At 61.9% G+C, this 18,238-nt stretch carries 18 protein-coding genes and 1 pseudogene; 6 read left to right on the forward strand and 13 right to left on the reverse strand.

Annotated elements, in window-relative coordinates; genetic code table 11:
* Positions 1-1,296 (forward strand): IS66 family transposase (locus BMY84_RS13060; RefSeq protein WP_143074994.1); only part of this gene is annotated, 1,296 nt, incomplete at its 5' end.
* Between the two features lie 65 nt (positions 1,297-1,361).
* Here BMY84_RS13060 and BMY84_RS13065 read toward each other — a convergent pair.
* Genes BMY84_RS13065 through BMY84_RS13080 form a run of 4 tightly spaced genes read right to left on the reverse strand, consistent with a single transcriptional unit; the run spans position 1,362 to position 7,223 of the window.
* Entirely contained in the window at positions 1,362-1,922 is a 561-nt protein-coding gene (locus tag BMY84_RS13065) for a lytic transglycosylase domain-containing protein (protein WP_237236404.1), read from the reverse strand.
* Positions 1,919-4,831 (reverse strand): MobF family relaxase, encoded by a 2,913-nt coding sequence (gene mobF, locus BMY84_RS13070; RefSeq protein WP_093084418.1) that lies wholly within the window; start codon positions 4,829-4,831, stop codon positions 1,919-1,921. The genes BMY84_RS13065 and mobF overlap by 4 nt, the downstream gene beginning before the upstream one ends.
* Positions 4,828-6,879 (reverse strand): type IV secretion system DNA-binding domain-containing protein, encoded by a 2,052-nt coding sequence (locus BMY84_RS13075; protein WP_093084419.1) that lies wholly within the window; start codon positions 6,877-6,879, stop codon positions 4,828-4,830. Before BMY84_RS13075 ends, mobF begins: the two co-directional genes overlap by 4 nt.
* Complete coding sequence (locus BMY84_RS13080; RefSeq protein ID WP_093084420.1) at positions 6,876-7,223, reverse strand: hypothetical protein; 348 nt, start codon at positions 7,221-7,223, stop codon at positions 6,876-6,878. Before BMY84_RS13080 ends, BMY84_RS13075 begins: the two co-directional genes overlap by 4 nt.
* Before the next feature lie 446 nt (positions 7,224-7,669).
* Between BMY84_RS13080 and BMY84_RS13085 the strand changes: the two genes are divergently transcribed.
* Positions 7,670-7,966 (forward strand): hypothetical protein, encoded by a 297-nt coding sequence (locus BMY84_RS13085; protein WP_093084646.1) that lies wholly within the window; start codon positions 7,670-7,672, stop codon positions 7,964-7,966.
* A gap of 152 nt (positions 7,967-8,118) precedes the next feature.
* Here BMY84_RS13085 and BMY84_RS13090 read toward each other — a convergent pair whose 3' ends face one another.
* The 4 genes from BMY84_RS13090 to BMY84_RS13105 all read right to left on the reverse strand — a co-directional run bounded on the left by BMY84_RS13090 (position 8,119) and on the right by BMY84_RS13105 (position 11,328).
* Entirely contained in the window at positions 8,119-9,063 is a 945-nt protein-coding gene (locus BMY84_RS13090; RefSeq protein ID WP_093084422.1) for a DUF2493 domain-containing protein, read from the reverse strand.
* A 414-nt stretch (positions 9,064-9,477) separates the two neighbouring features.
* A complete protein-coding gene (locus BMY84_RS13095) occupies positions 9,478-9,717 on the reverse strand; it encodes a DUF6117 family protein (RefSeq protein ID WP_093084423.1) in 240 nt (79 codons plus the stop codon).
* 73 nt (positions 9,718-9,790) lie between these two features.
* Entirely contained in the window at positions 9,791-10,792 is a 1,002-nt protein-coding gene (locus tag BMY84_RS13100; RefSeq protein WP_093084425.1) for a DUF2493 domain-containing protein, read from the reverse strand.
* Between the two features lie 77 nt (positions 10,793-10,869).
* Positions 10,870-11,328, reverse strand: a complete 459-nt coding sequence (locus tag BMY84_RS13105; RefSeq protein WP_093084426.1) for a DUF736 domain-containing protein — start codon at positions 11,326-11,328, stop codon at positions 10,870-10,872.
* Positions 11,329-11,841: 513 nt separating this feature from the next.
* Here BMY84_RS13105 and BMY84_RS13110 point away from each other — a divergent pair.
* Positions 11,842-12,252 (forward strand): hypothetical protein, encoded by a 411-nt coding sequence (locus tag BMY84_RS13110; RefSeq protein ID WP_093084428.1) that lies wholly within the window; start codon positions 11,842-11,844, stop codon positions 12,250-12,252.
* A gap of 64 nt (positions 12,253-12,316) precedes the next feature.
* Here the strand turns inward: BMY84_RS13110 and BMY84_RS13115 are convergent, their stop codons facing one another.
* The gene (locus BMY84_RS13115; RefSeq protein WP_093084429.1) at positions 12,317-12,526 is read right to left on the reverse strand and encodes a hypothetical protein; all 210 of its coding nucleotides are present in this window, start codon (positions 12,524-12,526) and stop codon (positions 12,317-12,319) included.
* A gap of 214 nt (positions 12,527-12,740) precedes the next feature.
* On the opposite strand from BMY84_RS13115, the pseudogene BMY84_RS30815 reads away from it, so the two are divergent.
* Positions 12,741-13,169, forward strand: a pseudogene (locus BMY84_RS30815) (fumarylacetoacetate hydrolase family protein); the annotation flags it as partial.
* A 198-nt stretch (positions 13,170-13,367) separates the two neighbouring features.
* On the opposite strand, the gene BMY84_RS13125 reads toward BMY84_RS30815, so the two are convergent.
* The gene (locus tag BMY84_RS13125; protein ID WP_256215232.1) at positions 13,368-14,093 is read right to left on the reverse strand and encodes a hypothetical protein; all 726 of its coding nucleotides are present in this window, start codon (positions 14,091-14,093) and stop codon (positions 13,368-13,370) included.
* Positions 14,094-14,473: 380 nt separating this feature from the next.
* Here BMY84_RS13125 and BMY84_RS29735 point away from each other — a divergent pair, with 380 nt between their 5' ends.
* Positions 14,474-14,644 carry a hypothetical protein gene (locus BMY84_RS29735; RefSeq protein WP_177204007.1) on the forward strand — a complete coding sequence of 57 codons (171 nt, stop codon included), beginning with the start codon at positions 14,474-14,476 and terminating at the stop codon, positions 14,642-14,644.
* A 166-nt stretch (positions 14,645-14,810) separates the two neighbouring features.
* Positions 14,811-15,662 carry a MucR family transcriptional regulator gene (locus BMY84_RS13130; RefSeq protein ID WP_093084431.1) on the forward strand — a complete coding sequence of 284 codons (852 nt, stop codon included), beginning with the start codon at positions 14,811-14,813 and terminating at the stop codon, positions 15,660-15,662.
* 117 nt (positions 15,663-15,779) lie between these two features.
* On the opposite strand, the gene BMY84_RS13135 is transcribed toward BMY84_RS13130, so the two are convergent.
* From BMY84_RS13135 to BMY84_RS13145, 3 genes are all read right to left on the reverse strand, one after another.
* Positions 15,780-16,262 carry a hypothetical protein gene (locus BMY84_RS13135; protein WP_093084432.1) on the reverse strand — a complete coding sequence of 161 codons (483 nt, stop codon included), beginning with the start codon at positions 16,260-16,262 and terminating at the stop codon, positions 15,780-15,782.
* Between the two features lie 78 nt (positions 16,263-16,340).
* Entirely contained in the window at positions 16,341-16,853 is a 513-nt protein-coding gene (locus BMY84_RS13140; RefSeq protein ID WP_093084434.1) for a hypothetical protein, read from the reverse strand.
* A gap of 44 nt (positions 16,854-16,897) precedes the next feature.
* A complete protein-coding gene (locus tag BMY84_RS13145) occupies positions 16,898-18,088 on the reverse strand; it encodes a DUF932 domain-containing protein (RefSeq protein ID WP_093084435.1) in 1,191 nt (396 codons plus the stop codon).
* Positions 18,089-18,238 lie beyond the last annotated feature (150 nt).

Consider the following 18,238-nt stretch of genomic DNA (forward strand, 5'->3'; position numbering starts at 1 on the left):
AAGGCCTTGCCCGAGCATCTGCCGCGCGAGCGCGTCGTCATCGCCGCGCCCGATGCCTGCCCCTGCTGCGGCTCGGAACGGCTGTGCAAGCTGGGCGAGGATATCACCGAGACGCTTGAGGTCGTGCCGCGACAGTGGAAGGTGGTCCAGACCGTGCGGGAGAAGTTCTCCTGCCGGGATTGTGAGAAGATCACGCAACCGCCGGCGCCGTTCCATGTGACGCCCCGCGGGCTCTTTGGTCCCAGCTTCCTGGCGATGCTGCTGTTCGAGAAGTTCGGTGCGCATCAACCGCTTAACCGCCAGCGTGATCGCTATGCCCGGGAAGGCGTGGACCTGAGCCTTTCCACTCTGGCCGATCAGGTCGGCATCTGCACCGCCGCGCTGATGCCGCTCTATCTGCTGATCGAAGCCCACGTCCTTGCCGCCGAGCGATTGCATGGCGACGATACGACGGTGCCAGTGCTGGCCAAGACCAAGACCGATACGGGCCGGATCTGGACCTATGTTCGGGATGATCGACCTTTTGGCGGACCGGCACCGCCCGCAGCGATCTTCCATTATTCCCGCGACCGGCGGGGCGAGCATCCTGTGGGCCATCTGCGCGGTTGGAGAGGCATTCTTCAGGCTGATGCCTATGCCGGCTATAATGCCCTGTTCCATGGCGACCGCCTGCCGGCGCCGCTAACCCGCGCCCTTTGCTGGAGCCACGCGCGCCGTTATTTCTTCGAGCTGGCCGATATCGCCGCGCAGCTCAAGAAGCGCCGAAAAAAGGCCGTTATCTCGCCGCTGGCGGTGGAGGCGGTTCGCCGTATCGACGCGATTTTCGATATCGAACGCGCCATCAACGGCAAGCCGGCACAGGAGCGCCTCGCCCTTCGGCAGGAACTCAGCGCACCGCTAGTTGCCGATATGGAAGAATGGATGCGCGACAACCGGTCAAAGCTGTCAAAGAACAGCGATGTGGCCGAGGCCATGGATTACATGCTCAAGGCATGGCCGGCCTTCACCGCGTTCCTCGATGACGGCCGCATCTGCCTCTCGAACAACGCGGCGGAACGCGCGCTCAGAGGCATAGCCCTTGGAAGAAAATCGTGGCTCTTCGCTGGTTCAGATCGTGGTGGCCAGCGCACCGCCTTCATGCTGAGCCTCATTGGCACGGCGAAGCTCAACAACATCGATCCGCAGGCTTGGCTTGCCGATGTGCTCAGCCGCATCGCCGACATCCCTCAGAACCGTCTCCATGAACTGCTGCCATGGAATTGGCGCGCCGCCGAAGATCAACGCGAAGCCGCCTGATCCGCGGCCTTCACCGAATGCCTACATTCCGAACCGCCGAGAATGGGCATTATGGTGAACTGTAACTAGTGGTTATGGATAAGGGCTGAAACGCTTCGTGCGTATCGAATTTGCCGCCAACGCGTCGGGCTGTGATAGATGCCAACTGCTTTCCAGAAATCGCCGCTATCACGAAGCGCTGAAAGAAATATCCAGCGAGCTACGTTGACATTGAAGCATGCATCATCCCGCAACCATGCCCTCACCTGGCCCTCGTTGCGCGCGATCAAACGTGCAATCCGAGGCACCCACCAACTGTTTACTTGCATTGGTCCGAGATCATGCGTGCCGTTATCATTGCGTACCTCCGCGCCGATCCAGCCACCTTCCTGCTTTCGCAAGGCCATAAGCGTCTGCCGCAGCCAGTTCCGGCCCGAGGATGCTTTCTCAACACACACTGCAATTACGGCCTCATGATTATTCGAAGACCCCACGACAGCGTGGCTCTTCGGCCACGCCGGGTTCGTCACGGCAACGATCAGGACCACGGGCATGACGATCCCCCGGTTGACGAAGAACCTTCTCATCAGGGTGATAATACCGCCCGGTAACACCCAAAAGGCTAGACCAGAAGCTTTCGCACTCATCGCGAGTGTCCGCGATAAGGCTTGTCGTCTCTGGCGCGATTGGGTTGCTGCGTGGGTTGGTCCTTTTCACCGGACCGCTCCTTAGCCAACACCCGCTGGATAAGTGCTGTCAGCGCATCCGTTGCCGAACGGGCCACTTCAGCGATGCCGCCGTGACGGATAGGCATCTGCCGTTCTAATGCAGCGTCCCGCCGCTCCGCGTCAGTTTTTACCCTAGAGACCCGGAGGCGATCGCCATAGCGGGTCCGAATCGCCTCTGCATGGTTAGGATCAAGCCGCCCCAGCCCTTCGAGCGCCGATCTTTTTTCGCCCGTTCGGCGGATGAGCCTGTCGGCAAGCCTCTCCGGGTCCTCCGTCCATAGTTTCACGCCGAACCGCGCGCGGGTGATGGCAGTATAATAATTCTGGCCGTTGACGAGCGGCGAGTTTACTGGGGCCAGTATATAGGCGCGGGCGTAGGTTTTGGATTGCGAAGAATATACGGTCTCCGCATAGCCATGATCCCAAGTCTTGAAGCGGGTCAAATCGACGGATTGGACGTCCTTGGCCCGATCCCACCTGATGCTCGCGATCGGACCATCGAGCTGAATGACTGTCCCGCGCTCCGCATTCTTAAGCCCAAGGTCTTTGGTCGCTAGGCGCCATTGAATTCGATCGCCGACCGCGACGCCTCGCTCCTCGGCGTTAAAGACGTTGATCTGAGCGGCACGCGTCAGTCGCGGATCCCATCGTATCGTGTGGCCAAGCTCGTCCACAAGACGAACGACCTGTCTGCCATTCTCTTCCCGGCCGAGCCCAGCGACGCGATACTCGACCTGCCGTGCGATACCCTGGCGCGCTTCATCGCGGCTAAACATGACGACCTGGCCTCTGGAATAGAAGCGAGCCATGCGTCGTTCTTCAGAAGACAAAGGCGAAGGCGTTAGAACCTGCAGCGTCACATCTTGAGCGGCGATCACGCCTTCCCTCCGAAGGGTAGAACGGATCTGATCGTTCACGATGATCCTGCTGGCATTGTCGAGAACCAGAATGTTTGTATTATCCCGGTTTTCACGTTTGAGCCGCGTCCATTCAGACACGAGATCGCGCGCCAAGCCATCTGGACCGCTGCCGCTCACGACCTTGTCGAGGCTGTCGATTGACCCGGCATAGTCTCCCTCTCGGGCCAGCGCGACCGCATGCCGCATGAGACGCGTTTGCTGCCGCATCGACTCGGTGAGTTCTGCTTTCGGAAGTCCTAGCCGCTGCAATAACCAGAACGCCTTGCCCTGTTCGATCGCGCCGGTCTGACGATTGTCACCAAGCAGAAGGAGCCTTACGCCGGTGTCGCGGCTGATTTCTAGAAGACGAAGCGCTTGCCGATTCCCAAGTTGGCCGGCTTCATCTATGACGAGCACATCGCGACTATCGATACCATGTCCACCGCCGGCGATGAGGCTCGCTACGGTCCGCGATTCTATTCCCGCCATGTCTCCCAGATTTGCCGCAGCGGAGGATGTGGGCGCTAGGGCAAGCATCCGAATGTCAGGATCGACGGCTGCGGCCATCGCTCGGATGAGGGTCGATTTCCCAGCTCCGGCAACGCCGTGAACGCCGAGCAAGCGATCGCGTGACTCCGCAAGTTGAGCCAAGGCCTGCTCCTGAGCGGGGGTTAGCTCCGCAGTTTCCAGTGCCACCAGTAGTCGGACGCTTGACGCGAGACGCGGGGCGTCATCCATGGCAAGCGCCAGATGCCGGGCTAGGGCAAGCTCCAGCCGCGCCGTATTGCGACTGGTCCTGCCCCTCGCGAGAAGCCCGTCGCCCGTCTGCTCTCGCGTTACGAGCAGCTTTGAGCGCGTCTCATGTTCGACGATAAGGGGACGCAGGTCCGAGAGTGTAACTTCACCGACATGAGCCGCAAGGCCAACACGGAGCAAATGACCCTGATTATTGACCGCCTCCCGATCCTCCAAATGCCTGATTCCGAACAGCGCAGCCCGGCGAGCGGTCATCGGATCAACGACAATCTGCCCCGTTTCTGACCGCTCGGCACGATCTTTCAGATCGTGCAATTGCGGAAGAAGGCCCCCTGCCCTCTCCTTCCAAGCATCCTGCAGGTCGGCCATTCCCACCTTCTCTTTGGGACCGCGCGTCTGATAGAAGGATGCGACCCGGGCCGCCTGGCCGTTATGTCCATGTTCGGCAGCATGCGCGTTGATCTGCTCGGCACGCTGGGACATAGCCTTCACGAGATCGGCCGGTACGCCCCGTATTTCGAACAGCCCTTTTTTCGGATCGGTCTCGATCTCGTAGCCGAGTTCCCGAAGGGAAATGGCGAGAGCATTTCGGTATATCTGTCCGCCGACCATCTGCTCGGCGAACATAGCCCTGCTCTCAACGCTGGTCATTGGCGCTCCAGATGCCCTATTGGTGATGTTCATGATGACAACATGGGTATGGAGATGTGGGTCGAGTTCTCGGCTCGCATGTTCCGTGAAGCGTGCAAAGATTAGTCGCGCCGTCGTCTCATGGACGATCTTTCCGCTATCACGACGGCGAAAAGCCGCATGCTCCTCTATCCAGGAGAGTGCCTGACCCACGGCTTTCTCATGCGCGTCGATGACCCGGCCATCCTGCGCAACGAGCGCCAGAATCGAAACGGACTTAGGTGCATTGACAGCAAAATCCCAGCCGGGGTGGTGCTCGAGCGTTCCATCGGACCGGTGTCGGCCAAGCTCTTGGCCAGCAACTTTACCTGAAAGCAATTCGCGGAAGACGTCCGGATCGACCCTACCCTGCAGACCCAGTTCAGAGGCAATCTGGCCGCCCCATTCACTGTGCTCGTCGCTCCCTTTCGAATAATAATCGCCGATCGCATAATAGCGGGCAATGTTACCGGGCGAGCCGGAAAGGCGTCGCGGATGGATCATGCCGGGTCGGCCTTTCCTGGCTTATCGTTCGTTCGACCATGACGCAGAAGGGGCACGGTTCTGGAACCCGCGCGAGGCCCCAGTGTCGCTGGCGGGGTTACTTTCACCTCCTTGCCTTCGGATCCCGGGGATGGTCGGCCATTTCGGGAAAGCGGCAGTTCGGGCGAACGATTAGCCGTAATATTCGGTCCGGATCTCTGACCCGGCGCATCCCTGTTGGCAGACTTTCCTGTCGTCCGAGAGGACTGCCGACGCTGTGGCTTGCGTTCTCCTTCCCTTGTCGCGCTCCGGTTTGCTTCGATGATCTCGTCGGCGAGTGGGAGGCGTATGGGTTGGGTTGTTCGCTCGATAAAGGCGGGCACAATCGTGGGGAGCGAATTATAGCTATCCTTGAACCGGACCACCGGGAGGTCGCGACCGAACCGCAGAAATCCGGATAGGTTTGGAAGGTTCGTGACCTCCGTGTGCATGACGAGCGGCCGGGTGACCTGCATGCGTGAGAGGTTCACCCCGTCGCGCATGTCGTTTACACCATAAGACATGCCCTCATTGGCTTCGATCTGCTCGACCTGGCCCAGATTCTCCGAAACATGTTTAGCTGTCGGGGTATCGTTCGCGCGCAGGGCAATCCAGGTCGAGCAATAGCCGGTGATGGCCGCTGCATCCTGGATGCCGTATGTTGCCTCCAGCTGGGGGTACGACTGGAAACCCAGAATGCCGCATCCGCCATATTTGCGAGCGCGGGCCAGAAAATCGCTGAGCGAAGGCAGCCGCTGCAGCGTGGGCAATTCATCGATGATGCAATAAAGCCGTCGGTCGGGATCGGGCGCCATGCTCATGATCGCGCCGATCGCGATGTCGATCCACACCGTGATGAGGGGGCGTAGTGACGGCAACTGGTCGGCCTTGACGGTAATGAACAACCAGCTGTCATCGTCTTCATTTTCAACCCAGCTTCGGATGGAAAAGCCGTTCGTGGTGTCGTCCAGATAGGAAAAGCTGCGCATCACCGACGCCAGCTCGGCCTGAATGCCGGCCGAGGTCCGGTCCCCCTCCATGCTAATGAACGCGGCCGCTTCAGTCCCCTCGGCAAACGCCACCAGATCCTTCAGGCCTGAGCGAAGCAGTCGGTCGAGCAGGATCGAGACGAGCGTATGCTTCTGCCGAGCAAGCTTGCGCAGGACCCCCACGAGCGTGCCTCGTGCCGCGCGTGCCCAAAAGGGATCACCGACCTTGTCGGGGATCGTGGACTGGGCGATTTGATCATAATGATAGTCGCGTGGGACATCGACCCAAGGGGACCAATGGTCGGTCCGCTCGTCGAGGGGATTGAGCAATATGTCCTTATCCGGACGGTAGAACTTCTCAACGAACGCCCCCGCCGTATCGTAGACGATTGCGCGCTTTCCGTCTCGCCGAATGCCGGCGAGCATGGTTGTGATGATATTCGTTTTGCCTGTCCCGGGCGCGCCGCAAAGTACGACATGTTCCGGCTCGAACGCATGGGGCACCGTCACGCCGCCAACTGTAAGGCTCCCCTTGCGCCGCCGGCGAAGGGCTCTGCGAACCATCGCTGTCGTGCCGAACCTTGCCCCTCGCAGAAACTGGTTGGACCCGAGACCTCGTCCCGTCCGCGTGAAATAATACCAAGCCCAGAGCAAGGCCAGCAGAGCGCCTACTCCACCAATCGCCGCGCCCGTGATCAACGCAGCTTCACCGGCATCAAGGGTTCTGCGGGCCAGTCCCGATGCCAAAAGTCCATCCGCGCTCGTCCAATATTGATGACCGTCGGGAGCCTTAAATGGTACCGGATCGCTGCCGCCGCGTGTCGCGTCACGGAGGAAGCTGGCCAGCGCGAGTTGCACCAGCACATAGCGTTGATAATCGGTGAGGGTCTCAAGACAATACCAGAGAATGCCAATGATCCACAGCACCAGGCAGGCCGTCATCGTCTGAAAAAAGACCTGGGTGGTCATGCGGACATTGTGGACAATGGCCTGCCCGCCCCGGGTCCAGGATCCCAGCGTATCGTTACGAAAGATGCTCATCGCCGGTCACTCTGCGAACGAGGATCATGTGTGGCAAAGCCACCGCCTTCATCCGGCTGAGGCGCGAGCAGTCCGCGCTGTTCGAGGAGGATGCGCGCCTCCTCCATTCCTTGCTCGATTGCCTCGGGGGAGCGGCGACCGACTGCGACTACCAGGATCGAATAGATCTGGAGACAGGTCGCCAGGATTTCGTCATTCGACGTGAAAATATAGCCACGATCAGGATCGGCGGCCTGCGCCAAGACAGATCTAGAGAATTGGGAAAGGGTAAGGTCAGCGTCATTGGCGCGCCGCACCAGGCGCGCATGCAGCGTGTCGTCGATACGAAAGTTGAGTTTGACCACAGGGCCGCTCCATCAAGTGGAGCCCCGTCGGATGTCGTAAAGCATCGCCCTTATACCCACAAATCTCGTCTTTTACAATCGCGGCTGCGGTGTCCCATGGACCACGAGCCGCATTCCTAGCAAATCATGGGTTCTGAGGCTGTCTGACCGAGGCTAGTGGTCCCCGGACCACAAAATGCCCTCTAAAATGACTACACGTATTACCACGCTATCCATCTGATTTTACAACCGATAATGCGCGGCAGCACCCGTGCGTAGGGTGCATTACAAACGGCCCCGCGCCGTGCGTCTGCTCCTTCGCAGCGGCCTGCCGCTGCGCCAGCCTCGACCGGGCACGGGCGTGGCTCCCCGGAGGGGTTCTTCTTTTTGAAATGGTCTTGCGCCAAAGCGCTCCATGTTGGATCATCATAGTCGGCGGGCAGACCTCTCAATATGGAGTTATGGTCATGCCGAAACTTTCAGAACGCGAGCGCCTTGCCGAACTCGAAGCGCGACAACGCCGAGCCGCACAAGAGGTAGAAACAGCCCGCCGCGCCTTGCGCGGCAAATATGCCGATATTGTTCGAGACCTCCCCGTGGAGGCCATGAGCGAGCGCATCTTCAAGGACCTGCTGACAGAGGCCATCCGGATAGGCGGAGAGGCAAGCTTCGCAGCGCTGAAAGCGATGCCGCCGGCTTCCGAAAGGAAGCCTACTTCTTCAAAATCAACCGCCAAAGGCGTCCCTGCAGCGAGCACGGTGTAACCGCGCGCAGCTGGCCGCGACCGGCTGTTTCCGGTTGCGCATCGCATTGCGACGGACCCGGCTTGCCGGGTTCCCGAGTGGGGCGATATTGATAGGTCGAGACAAAAAAAGGGACGGCGAGAGCAAGATGCTCCCGCCGTCCCTTGCCTTCGTCAGACAGCGCCCTTCGGTCCTTGTCCGCTATTCTGGTCTGCCAGCCGGAAGAAATGCGCGGGGATGCCCTGCTTGCGGACTTCGCGCGCCAGATGGGACTGAAGGCCCGACCCTTCACACACGATGGCTTCCACTGGCCGCAACCCGAGCAGTTGTTCGTTGCGGGCAAATCCCGCCCGGTTGCCAAGGCGGCGGTTGAGGGTGAAGGCGATGAGCTTGCACCCGCTGCGCGCGGCCCAGGCAGCGGCAATGGCGTCGCACCCTTTGTCCTGCGCGGTCGTCGCCAGGATCATGCCCGGCACGCTCGCGCGGATCGCATCCAGCCGGTCGTAGAGCAGCCGATGGTCCTCCCAGACCTGCCCGCCTGAGAAGATGACGACCGGCCCTTGCGGCGCATGCGCGTCGATCTTGCGCTGCCGTCGTGCCGCTAGAAAGTCCGTCGCGGCCACCACCGATGCGGTGCGCTTGGAAGATGTCAGCGACGCTTGCGGCGCCGCCCAGGGCTTCCCGGTTTCGGCGAGATAGGTGGCAGCGGCGTGGTCGCGCATGCAAGCCAGGGCATCGCGCGTCTCGTCCAGCGACTGGCACAGTTGCTGCGCCTCCTCCAGTTCCCGGGTTCCGACCTCGCTGCCATCGGCTTGGCGGATCAGCGCCTTGACGCTCATCGCGGCCTTGTCGGCCTGCCCGTCGATCTGCTGGGTGACCTTATGCAGGCTGTGCACGACGCCCCAGGCAATCCGGTCGGCGATGGATTCGAGCCGCGTGTCCTGCAGCACGTCGAAGATGGTGCGGACGAGCATTTCGGTCGCATGCTCGACTGCAACCGGGTCGGGCATCGGCGCGTCGGTCGGATCTTCGCCCGGGATGATACGGTATTGATCGACTGTCTCGGTGAAGGCCTGTGCAAAACGGTCGTGGCTGGTGGATGAAGTTGTATAAGTCATCGAAACCTCCTTTGAAAATCTCTTCAAGAGGTTCTCTTTTCCGCACGGGCTCCGGCCGACGGGGTCAAGGAGCGCGGCGCAGCCGCGACCGCGCAGCGGCGATGGGGGTCACGATTTTTTCTGGCGCGACCAGGTCTCACGATGGCGCGCCGACGTCACCCGCCAGGAAAAATGGTGGGGCCCCGTCGTCCTTGAGGCCGGCGGTGACCCCGTGCCATCCTTCCGATACGTTGAGAGAAGAAGAGGCAGCGTTGTCGGGGGCTCGATGCCCCCGGCGACGCTGGGATCTTGGCACACCCTCTCCGTCGCGGACCCTTTCAAGCGCGAATCCTCGCCCTGCACAGCCCATAAAAAAGACGGGCAGCGCGCAGCGCAGCCGGTCCAGAACCCTCATGAGCGCGGTAAACGTCCCGCTCAATGGGGAGCACCAAATGGCCGGCTTTGTGGCGGCACATAGGCTTCGAACGGGTTACCCTCGGCAAGATGGCCGAAGGGCGTCATAACATAGTCATTGCCATCCCGGCCGACGCCACAAAGCACGAAACGCTTTTCGTCGGTGACGGCGTCGCGACATTCCATCAGCGCGAGATTGCCATCTTCGGCGGCGCGCATCAGGGTCCGAAAATTCTTCAGATGATGGTCTGGAATAGCCATGTGGGCCTCCATGGTGGACACGGTCCAGACCGTTTCAGTGGCCTGGACCAGAGGAAAATGCGGCGGCAGATCGTCAAACCGGCATGCGCGTCGGCGTCTGCTGCGCAGGCGCCTGATCGCTGACACGGAAGGCGTGGATCGGCGTGCCGGCCTCACGCAGGACCTGGTAGAGGTTCGCTTGCAGTCCCGACCCCTCGCACAGGATCGCCTCGACGGGGCGCAGCTCAGCGAGTTTGCGATTACGCGTGAAGGGCGCCTTGCGGCCGCCGCCGAAGAGGCCGTAGGCCACCAGCGGCACGCCATTGCCTTTGCGCGCCGCCCAGGCGGCCGCGATTTGATCGACGCCCTTGCGCTGGCCGGTCGTGACCAGCGTCATATGCGGCACCCGGCGCTTGATCTCGTCAAGCCGCTCCCAGATCTTGGCCCAGTCGTGCCAGGAGGCCGGTCCCGACACCACGACGATCGGGCCTTGCGGCGCATGCCGCTCGCGGGTCGCAAGCTGGCGGGCACGCAGGAAATCGAGCGCTGCGATCTGGCTCGCGGTCGAGGCGGACGACGCCTTCGTGCCGCGCGCGGGCGACCAGGGCCGACCGCTGAGCGCCCGATACATTTCGGCGGCATAGTCGCGCATGCACTCCATCGCCTCGCGCTGTTCGGTGGTCGATTGGCAGAGAAGCTGTTTGTCCTCCATCTCCCGGTTGAATATTTCGGAGGGGTCCTGACGACGGGCCATGTCCCCCACCTCGTCGGCCAGCGCCTGTTCACGGCGCTCGAGTTTGCCGGCTGTAAAATGGAAGCTGTTGACGAAGCCCCAGGCGATTTCGGCTGCGAGCGGCTCGAGCCTCGTGCCCGTAAACAGGTCGAAGATGGCAGCGATCACGCCGCCGCATTCCGCCTGGGCCGCGAGCGGCTCGGGCATCTCATGTTCGCCCGGCTCGTCACCAAATTCGACGATCGAGAGTCCAAGCGGCTCGCCAAAGGCGGCCTGGAATTCGGGGGTGGCGGTGATCTCGGCATAAAGGGTAGGTAGGTCCGCAAAGCGATCGATCCTGCGGATGGGTTGATGCTGGGTCATGACGACATGTCCTTATAAAAGCGGTTGAGGAAACGGAGGCCGGGAGCGCGCGGAACGCCCCCGGCCGGCTCCCGTCGTCAGAAGGGGACCTCGTCATCAATGTCGCCGCCCGCGCCCATCAGCCCCCCGTCGGCGCCTGCCGTGCTGTCCCCAAAGCCGCCACCCGATGGCGTGTCGCTGCCACGCGTGCCCCGCGTGACCGGTCCGAAATCGTCCCGCCGCTGGGGCCGACGCCAGGCGACGCGATAGCCTTCCTCATCGGTTCCGAAGAGCGCGATCGAGAGCGGTTCGGGAAGGCTGGGATCATCGATCGAACCCTGGAGGAAGACCTCGCCGGTGGAGTTGGACGTCTGCGGCCACAGCGCCCCGATCTGCACCCAGCGCTTGCCGACATTGAGGGTGACGATCTCGTAGGCGGGTGCCCGCTCGTTCTGGCTCTGGACCGGACGAAGCCCTAATTGGGGGAGATCGATACTGCGGGTCGCGATCGCCCCCAACAGACGTCCGTTCTGCTGCTTGATTTCACCGATGTTCATGTGCCTATCCTTTGCGAATGTCTCTCCGAACCCATTTCGGCGACACTCTTCAAAGACCCATCTTTTCTCTGGGGGCTGGCGCTGGCCTCGCTCGAAGGCACCAGGCAGCCGCCCATCCTCCCCATCGCAATGGGGAGCTATGATTTCACGCCCAGGAGAGAGTATCGGACAGGCTGGTCTCCCATGCCCGCTGCACGGGCCGACCGGCCCGCGCCACCCTCCCCCGGCAGGCCCTCGCCTTTGCTCTTCCCGGAAGGGGATCGAAGCCCGAAGGGACGGGACCGGCGCAGCCGGGCCCGATCGGAGCACAGCTCCGACAAGAGCCCCGGTGCCCGCGACGCGGGCATCCGCCAAAACCCCTCCTTGCTGCAACCTCGAACATGCCTGCTGGCGCTCGATCACCTGCGCCGGGCCTCGGGCATGTGTCGCGCGTGGTCCCTGACGGCACCGCACCGCTTGATCTCATGTTGCCATTATGTTCTTATGATGACCAAGCTTCAACGGGGACCTTCCATGCGCGCCTGGCTAACCAATTACGACTTCATCCTGCCGCTGATCGATGCGGTCAATGACCCGGATCTGCCCGACATACGCAGCGCGCTGGCGGCGCTATCACTGGGTGAGGGTCTCGACAGCGGTTATTATGCCGCGCAGGAAATGGCGGACGCGGTGACGCTGGTCTGGAGCGAGGCGCAGGACAAGGTACCGGTCGCCCACGGCGAAGCCGTACGCCATCTGGGCGATATATTGGCGCGGGATGATCTGGGATATCAGCGCCTGCTTTACGAGACCGTGGGTACCCTGCTGCCGCAGGATGCAGCCGGTCATCTTGCGTGGCTGGTCGCAAGGATGGCGGAGCGCGCCGACATGTATCGGGTCGTGCGGGCCGCGGGCATCGGTTCTCCGGCGCTTCCTGGCCGCTAAGACGCGCGTCGATCTCACTGAAGCGGTGCGGCAGCTGTTTACACGGCCGCTCAGAACGCCCGTTTCAAAGAGCGGGCTGCTTGACCGTCACCAAGATATCGACAGGGGATGCGAACTTGCCGGGCGCGGGCTTACCGACATCGATGCGCTCGGCCGTGACCCGCTCACCCGATTCGAGGGTGAAGGTGGCATAGCGCTGAGGCATACGACCGAAAATCATCTTCTGGATAGGCCGGCCGGTGGCGGCGTTCATGATGGTGGCCGTGATGCTCATGGCGTGCCGATAGCCGAGCGCACAGGCGATTGTCCACGGCTCGCAACCCCGTCACAGGAAGCCGTCCAGATTTGAAGGGTCGCCCGCTATCACGAGCAGCCCTGCGCTTCCGATTGTCTTTGCCCCATCCAATGCCATTCTTGGCAGCAAGGCACGCTTTCCAGTCCGGCGTATCTTCTGCGTGGGACAGAATTATGCCGACCATGTCCGCGAGATGGGATCGGACCCGGACCGGCAGGAGCCGTTCTTCTTCACCAAGCCCGCCGATGCAATCGTGCCGAGCGGCGCGTACCTTGCCTTTCCGGCGCGCACGCAGGACCTACATCATGAGATCGAGCTGGTGACCGACCTGGGCCAGGGTGGGTCGCATATCGCCGTCGCGGACGCGTCTGCCTGCATCTACGGCCATGCAGTTGGTCTGGACCTGACCCGACGCGATCTCCAGGCTGCGGCAAAAAAGGCGGGTAGACCCTGGGACATGGCAAAGGGGTTCGATCAGTCCGCGCCGATCGGCCTGCTCGTACCGGGAGAGCCACCCGCAGCGGGCGCCATCGACCTCACTATCGTTGGTGCATCGCGACAGACCGGCGATCTGTCGCAGATGATCTGGAGCGTAGCTGAGATCATCACGATCCTATCGACCTATGTCGCGCTGGCACCGGGCGATCTTATCTTCACCGGCACGCCGGCGAGGGGTTGGGCCGATCAAACCCGGCGAGACGATCAGGGCCACGATAGCCGGCGTTCCGCCAGTCGAGGTTCGTTTTCTGGCCTGATCCACGCGCCACGGGAGTGGACCGCTGCCCGACCGCCTTCCCGCCGACGGCCGCGGGCCCAGGGATCAATCACTGCAGCGAGTCCATTCATAGAGGAGATGGGCGTCGGGGTCGGTGGCATCGCCCATGGCGATACGAATCTGTCGTCCATCGCAGGCGAAGCCGGCAGCGCGCGGCAGGGTCAGATAGGATCCGGCGATGATGATATCGCCGGACCGCACGGCATCGACCCTGCGCTCGATGCCAAGGTTGCGCCCGTCCCAGGGCGCATGGATGAGCCTTAATATGTCGCCTGGTTTGATGGTGCGCTTGAACTGGGCCAGCGACAAGCGGGGCTCGACTGGATTTTGCAGCTCCGTTCGTGCTGCCAAGCGCATCCAATAATCTTTGCCGATCGCGACCTCGCTGAAGAAGCTGACCGACATATAGTCCTGATAGATGTTCGAACGCATAAAACCGAAGCGCTCGATCTGGTCGCGGACCGCGGCGAGCAACGCGTCCCGCAACAGGGGGTCTCGCAGGTCCATAGGCGTGTCGGCGATCTCCAGCTTGATCTTTCGCCCGCCCGCAAAGCGCGTGCGGACGAGCGAGAATCCAAGCGCGGGAAATTGGCAGCGCAGATGGACATCGATCCGGGCGCATAGGGATGCAAGGTCTTCGCGTGCGCGGAACAGGTCGCCGGTATAGGCGAAATTGCCCCGCTCGTCAGTGGGTGTCTCGCTGTAGAGAAGGGGTTCGTTGCCCGCGATTGCGTGTGCGGCATCGACTGGCGATCCAATGCTGTGGGTCATGAAATGTCTCCTGGGAAAGCGCCGGACGACGTTCGCCCCGGCCCACAGCTCAGCCTCCTCCTCCCCTTCTAATACCCGAAGCGGTGATGGATCGCGCGAACGCCTGTCGTCCGCGTCGTAAGACGGCTTGGCTTTTGCCCATATTTCAGTAAGGCTTGGGGCGTCCGCCAGCAGGCGGGCCGAGGCGTGGAAACCTCGTTCCAGTAGAGCCGGTCGTTTGCTCCTAACGACCGGGTGGCGGGCATATATGTCCAGGCCACCCGGCTAAAGGTGCTCGCGCTCGTCTACTGGCGGGTTTTCCAACACCCGGTTCTCAGGGGCCGCACGCCTTGCATCTTCATGACAAGGCGTGCCGCCGGCTGAGCGGCCGGGAGCGGCACATGTCCACACAATCGAACACAGCACAGAGACGCGCGCTGGCGATCGCCTATATGGAGAAGGCGCTCGCCGAACTCGAGGCCGACGAGGACGCCATCGTCGCGATGCGGTTACAGCACGCCCTTGATGTTGCGCGAGGGGAAGAAGCACCGCAACCCTCAGTCAAGGACTGATATTTGCAGAGATCTCCGTCGAGCGGCATGAGCGAAGCATGAGGCGGGCGACCCCGCGCTGTGCCAGGATCGTTCGGCGAAGAGTTCAGAATCTACGGCACTTTACTTGATCTTCATTCAAGACGAAGAAGAACGCTGCTCGATTGACCAAGCTATGGAGTAAAGCATGACGGACGCGGAAAAGCCCGATCTCACAACGCTCACCGTGCAGCTTTTGAGTGCCTATGTCGGGAATAACAGCGTTGCCGCTGAAGCTCTGCCCGATTTGATTGCAAAGACTCGCCAGGCTCTTTCAGGAGAAACTGCGCCGGTCATCGCGTCGGCGCCAGACCCTGTCCCGGCCGTCAGTGTGCGGAAAAGCCTGGCTTCACCCGAGCATATTCTCAGCATGATCGACGGCAAGCCGTACAAGACGCTCAAGCGCCATATCGGTATGCACGGCATGACCCCGGCAGAATATCGCAGCCGCTACGGCCTGCCCAAGGACTATCCATTGGTCGCGCCTGTCTATTCCGAGCAGCGGCGCGCCACGGCCGCACGTATCGGGCTTGGTCGAAAGGGCCGTTCATCCGCAGAGTCGATCCAGTCTGAGCAGGTCGTTTCCGACCCTACGCCAGCCCCTGCGCCACCTCCCCAGCCAGACACTATACCGGCGTCTGCCGACCTGGCAGCGCCTGAAAAGGGCACGACCACGCCAGCGGTCAAGCCCCGTCGCGGCAAGCTTTCCATCGCGTCAGCCCAGAGTCAGCCCAAAGACACCAGCGTGCAGAAACCAAGGGCGGTCAAATCGCCAAAGGCGAAGCCTGCAACACCGCAGGATGCCACTGAGGTCGCCGCATCCAAGATTGCGAGTGTCCCAGCCGACGAAACACCTCTTACGCCAGCAGCCAAACGCCCCCGTACGAAAAGAGACAAGCCAAGCGCTCCGATCGATGCCGCGCCGGTTGATAACGGCGCCGCGCCAGCCAAGCGGATTGGACGCCTTCGCAAGCCTAAGGATACTGGACCGGTGGGCTGAACCGGAACGGTCCATCGCCAGGGATGTCCTCGATTCCAGGGACGGCGCACGGCTTCTCGTGCGGCGTCGGGCCAGGTGGCAATTCATCGAGCGGTAGCCCGAGGCGACCAAGACCGTTCAGCACGTTATGAGGGCGGGTCCCAAGCCATGATTGCAAAGGGACCTTTGCAAAACCTCTGTCGCTTTGCAGCGATCAAACGCGGTTGTAAACATCTCTATCGTATAGGCGCCGCGTGCCAAAAGCGCTCGGCTCGACTGCACAAGCTGCGTGCAGGACAATGGCCACTGGCACAGCAGGATATAGGGCCAGCCGGGCTCGGGCGGATCATAATGAGAAAGCAGGATAGGCTGTGCCTGCAGGGCAGAGGATCGATGGTCGAGCAGATCGGGCGCGACAAGATCGGGACGGCAAAGCGCCAGAAAGTGCGCCAGTTCGATCATCTCGAGTTCCGTCTCCACCATGATTGGGTAGAAACGGCCAAGCGACAGGCTCGGCGACGCATATCGCGCGGGGATGTCGATAACGACTATATCGGGCATTGCGGCTGTGGACCGGGCATAGACTTGCCGCCTCGCCGCTAGGCTGTCGGTGAGCTTCATGCGAACAAATCTTCTTCAGCGGCGCCCAGGGATCAAGCGGAAGCTTCGCCGATCCGGCGAAACTTCCCGACACCCTCATCACATTGGCCGGTCGAGATGGTGGGCGATGGCGGACAGGCATTGCGCCAGCCGTCGTTCGACCATGAGGACGTCGCAAGCCTGGAGCCAGGCGACCTGATCGATGTCGAGGCCGCCGATCCGGTGCAGCAGATAGGCGGTGCGCGCCTCGTCGGGCAGGCCAGCCAATGCCATCCAATGGTGCGTGTTCAGTGCCCGCGGCATAGCGGTTGGCAGAAGGGCCGCCCAATCGACAAGGACCCAGGCCCGGACCCAGACGCCAGCGGTGGACGGGGCAACCTCCGTCTCCCCCTCGTCGATCGTCACCACGTCGAGGGTGAAGTCGGGAAGGCGTGCCATGCTGACGGCGGGCCCGGCGATCGCGGGTGGCGCCGCGGCGTCGAGGTGCACCTCGATCCCGGTGACCCATCCGCGAGCGCGCGCGCCGAGCAGAACGACGAGCCTACGCCAGAAAGGCGCACGCAGGGGGCTCCGCACCTCCGTACGGAGGGCGGTAAAGATGTTCGCGATCATGATGAAAATCCTTGTGCGGGGACGCTCTGCGCCCGGGATGGGGTTTAGTTGGCCCGTTCGAGCAAGCGTCGCGCCTTGCCTTCGAGTTCGAGCCTGCTGTCCTGATTGGTCCGGGTCCGGGCGAGCGCGGTGATCCCCTGGACAAAATCATAGACGGACTGGGGCGGATGGCCTTCTTCGGCGAGCACGGTCGCGATGACCTTGCAGGTTTCGGCTTTGGAGAAGCCTGCTTTTCGCAGGAAGCTCTCCTGATCCTCATCCTTGCGGGCGACAATCCGTTCGCGCGCCGCCTTGATGCCGCTGATGAAGGCGGATGGCGAGGAGTCGGCAAAGCGCGTCAGCGCGGGCGCGGCCTCATGCGCAAATCGGTTAGCGGCAAATTTGCTGTGGCGGATCGAAATTTCCTCGAAATTTTCGACGCCCCACAAATTGCGGTTCATGCACACGGCGCGGAGATAGAATGTCGCCACGCCCAGCGTCTTCGATCCGACCTCGCTGTTCCAGCAGTAAAAGCCGCGAAAATAGAGATCGGGTTCGCCATTGGGCAGCCGCCCCGCCTCAATCGGATTGAGGTCGTCGACGAGGAAGAGGAAGACATCCCGATCTGAGGCGTAGAGGGTCGTATTGTCGCGGGTGATGTCGATGACAGGGTTGTAGTGCATGGTGCGCCAGTCGAGCACGCCGGGTACTTTCCAGCGGGTGTCGCCGGTCCCGTTGCCCGCGATTTTCATGACGGCGGCCACCAGTTCATGATCCCAGATCCGGCCATAATCGGGTCCGGTAACGGCACGAAGCTCGGTGCGGCCATTCTGGGTCTCGAGCAATTTCACCTGCTCGCCGCGGTGCGCGAGGAGCCCGTGCTGCATATTGATCCCAGCGAGCGGCGCAGGAAGGCCACGAAGATAGGATGCCGGAGCGCCCACGAGGCTACACATTTGCCCAAAGGACCAGTGGGTCGGGAGCACCGGGTCGGACCTTCCTGGCACATGTAGCATCAGCCGTTCCGGGTCATCGGTCCGGGCCTCGACGCGAACGGCCCGGCTCTCGACGATGCGTGTCGTGGCATTGTCAGCCCGGGTGCGGACCTTGTCATACAGGTCGCCAAGGGAGAGAAAGCGCTCGTCGTCGGGACGCGAAAACCATTCGGACGACACGCGAGAGTTGTTCTGGCCGCGTGTGACATCGACGCGATAAGGTTGCGGCGCGGGACGCGCGGCGGGTGCGGACATGTTCATGACAGTCTCCTTGAAGGGTTGACCGGCGATTCGACGGAAACCCAGTCCCGACCCTCGCCGCAAACCCTCCACCCCCTTCCCTTCTGCCCAGCAGGCGCGCGATCGGCGGCCCTGACGAGAGGAAATATCTGGGGTCATCATGTCGAAACT

This window comes from Sphingobium sp. AP50 (assembly GCF_900109095.1).
Classification (GTDB): Bacteria; Pseudomonadota; Alphaproteobacteria; order Sphingomonadales; family Sphingomonadaceae; genus Sphingobium.

Bases quoted from the DNA above. Each gene is read 5' to 3' on its own strand.
- BMY84_RS13095 (WP_093084423.1), bottom strand. From the start codon at position 9,717: ATGGCTATTCCAGACCATCATCTGAAGAATTTTCGGACCCTGATGCGC.
- BMY84_RS13115 (WP_093084429.1), bottom strand. From the start codon at position 12,526: ATGAGCATCACGGCCACCATCATGAACGCCGCCACCGGCCGGCCTATC.
- BMY84_RS13110 (WP_093084428.1), top strand. From the start codon at position 11,842: ATGCGCGCCTGGCTAACCAATTACGACTTCATCCTGCCGCTGATCGAT.
- BMY84_RS13090 (WP_093084422.1), bottom strand. From the start codon at position 9,063: ATGACTTATACAACTTCATCCACCAGCCACGACCGTTTTGCACAGGCC.
- BMY84_RS13085 (WP_093084646.1), top strand. From the start codon at position 7,670: ATGCCGAAACTTTCAGAACGCGAGCGCCTTGCCGAACTCGAAGCGCGA.
- BMY84_RS13100 (WP_093084425.1), bottom strand. From the start codon at position 10,792: ATGACCCAGCATCAACCCATCCGCAGGATCGATCGCTTTGCGGACCTA.
- BMY84_RS13140 (WP_093084434.1), bottom strand. From the start codon at position 16,853: ATGATCGCGAACATCTTTACCGCCCTCCGTACGGAGGTGCGGAGCCCC.
- BMY84_RS13125 (WP_256215232.1), bottom strand. From the start codon at position 14,093: ATGACCCACAGCATTGGATCGCCAGTCGATGCCGCACACGCAATCGCG.
- BMY84_RS13065 (WP_237236404.1), bottom strand. From the start codon at position 1,922: ATGAGTGCGAAAGCTTCTGGTCTAGCCTTTTGGGTGTTACCGGGCGGT.
- BMY84_RS13130 (WP_093084431.1), top strand. From the start codon at position 14,811: ATGACGGACGCGGAAAAGCCCGATCTCACAACGCTCACCGTGCAGCTT.
- BMY84_RS13075 (WP_093084419.1), bottom strand. From the start codon at position 6,879: ATGAGCATCTTTCGTAACGATACGCTGGGATCCTGGACCCGGGGCGGG.
- BMY84_RS13135 (WP_093084432.1), bottom strand. From the start codon at position 16,262: ATGAAGCTCACCGACAGCCTAGCGGCGAGGCGGCAAGTCTATGCCCGG.
- BMY84_RS13145 (WP_093084435.1), bottom strand. From the start codon at position 18,088: ATGAACATGTCCGCACCCGCCGCGCGTCCCGCGCCGCAACCTTATCGC.
- mobF (WP_093084418.1), bottom strand. From the start codon at position 4,831: ATGATCCATCCGCGACGCCTTTCCGGCTCGCCCGGTAACATTGCCCGC.
- BMY84_RS13105 (WP_093084426.1), bottom strand. From the start codon at position 11,328: ATGAACATCGGTGAAATCAAGCAGCAGAACGGACGTCTGTTGGGGGCG.
- BMY84_RS29735 (WP_177204007.1), top strand. From the start codon at position 14,474: ATGTCCACACAATCGAACACAGCACAGAGACGCGCGCTGGCGATCGCC.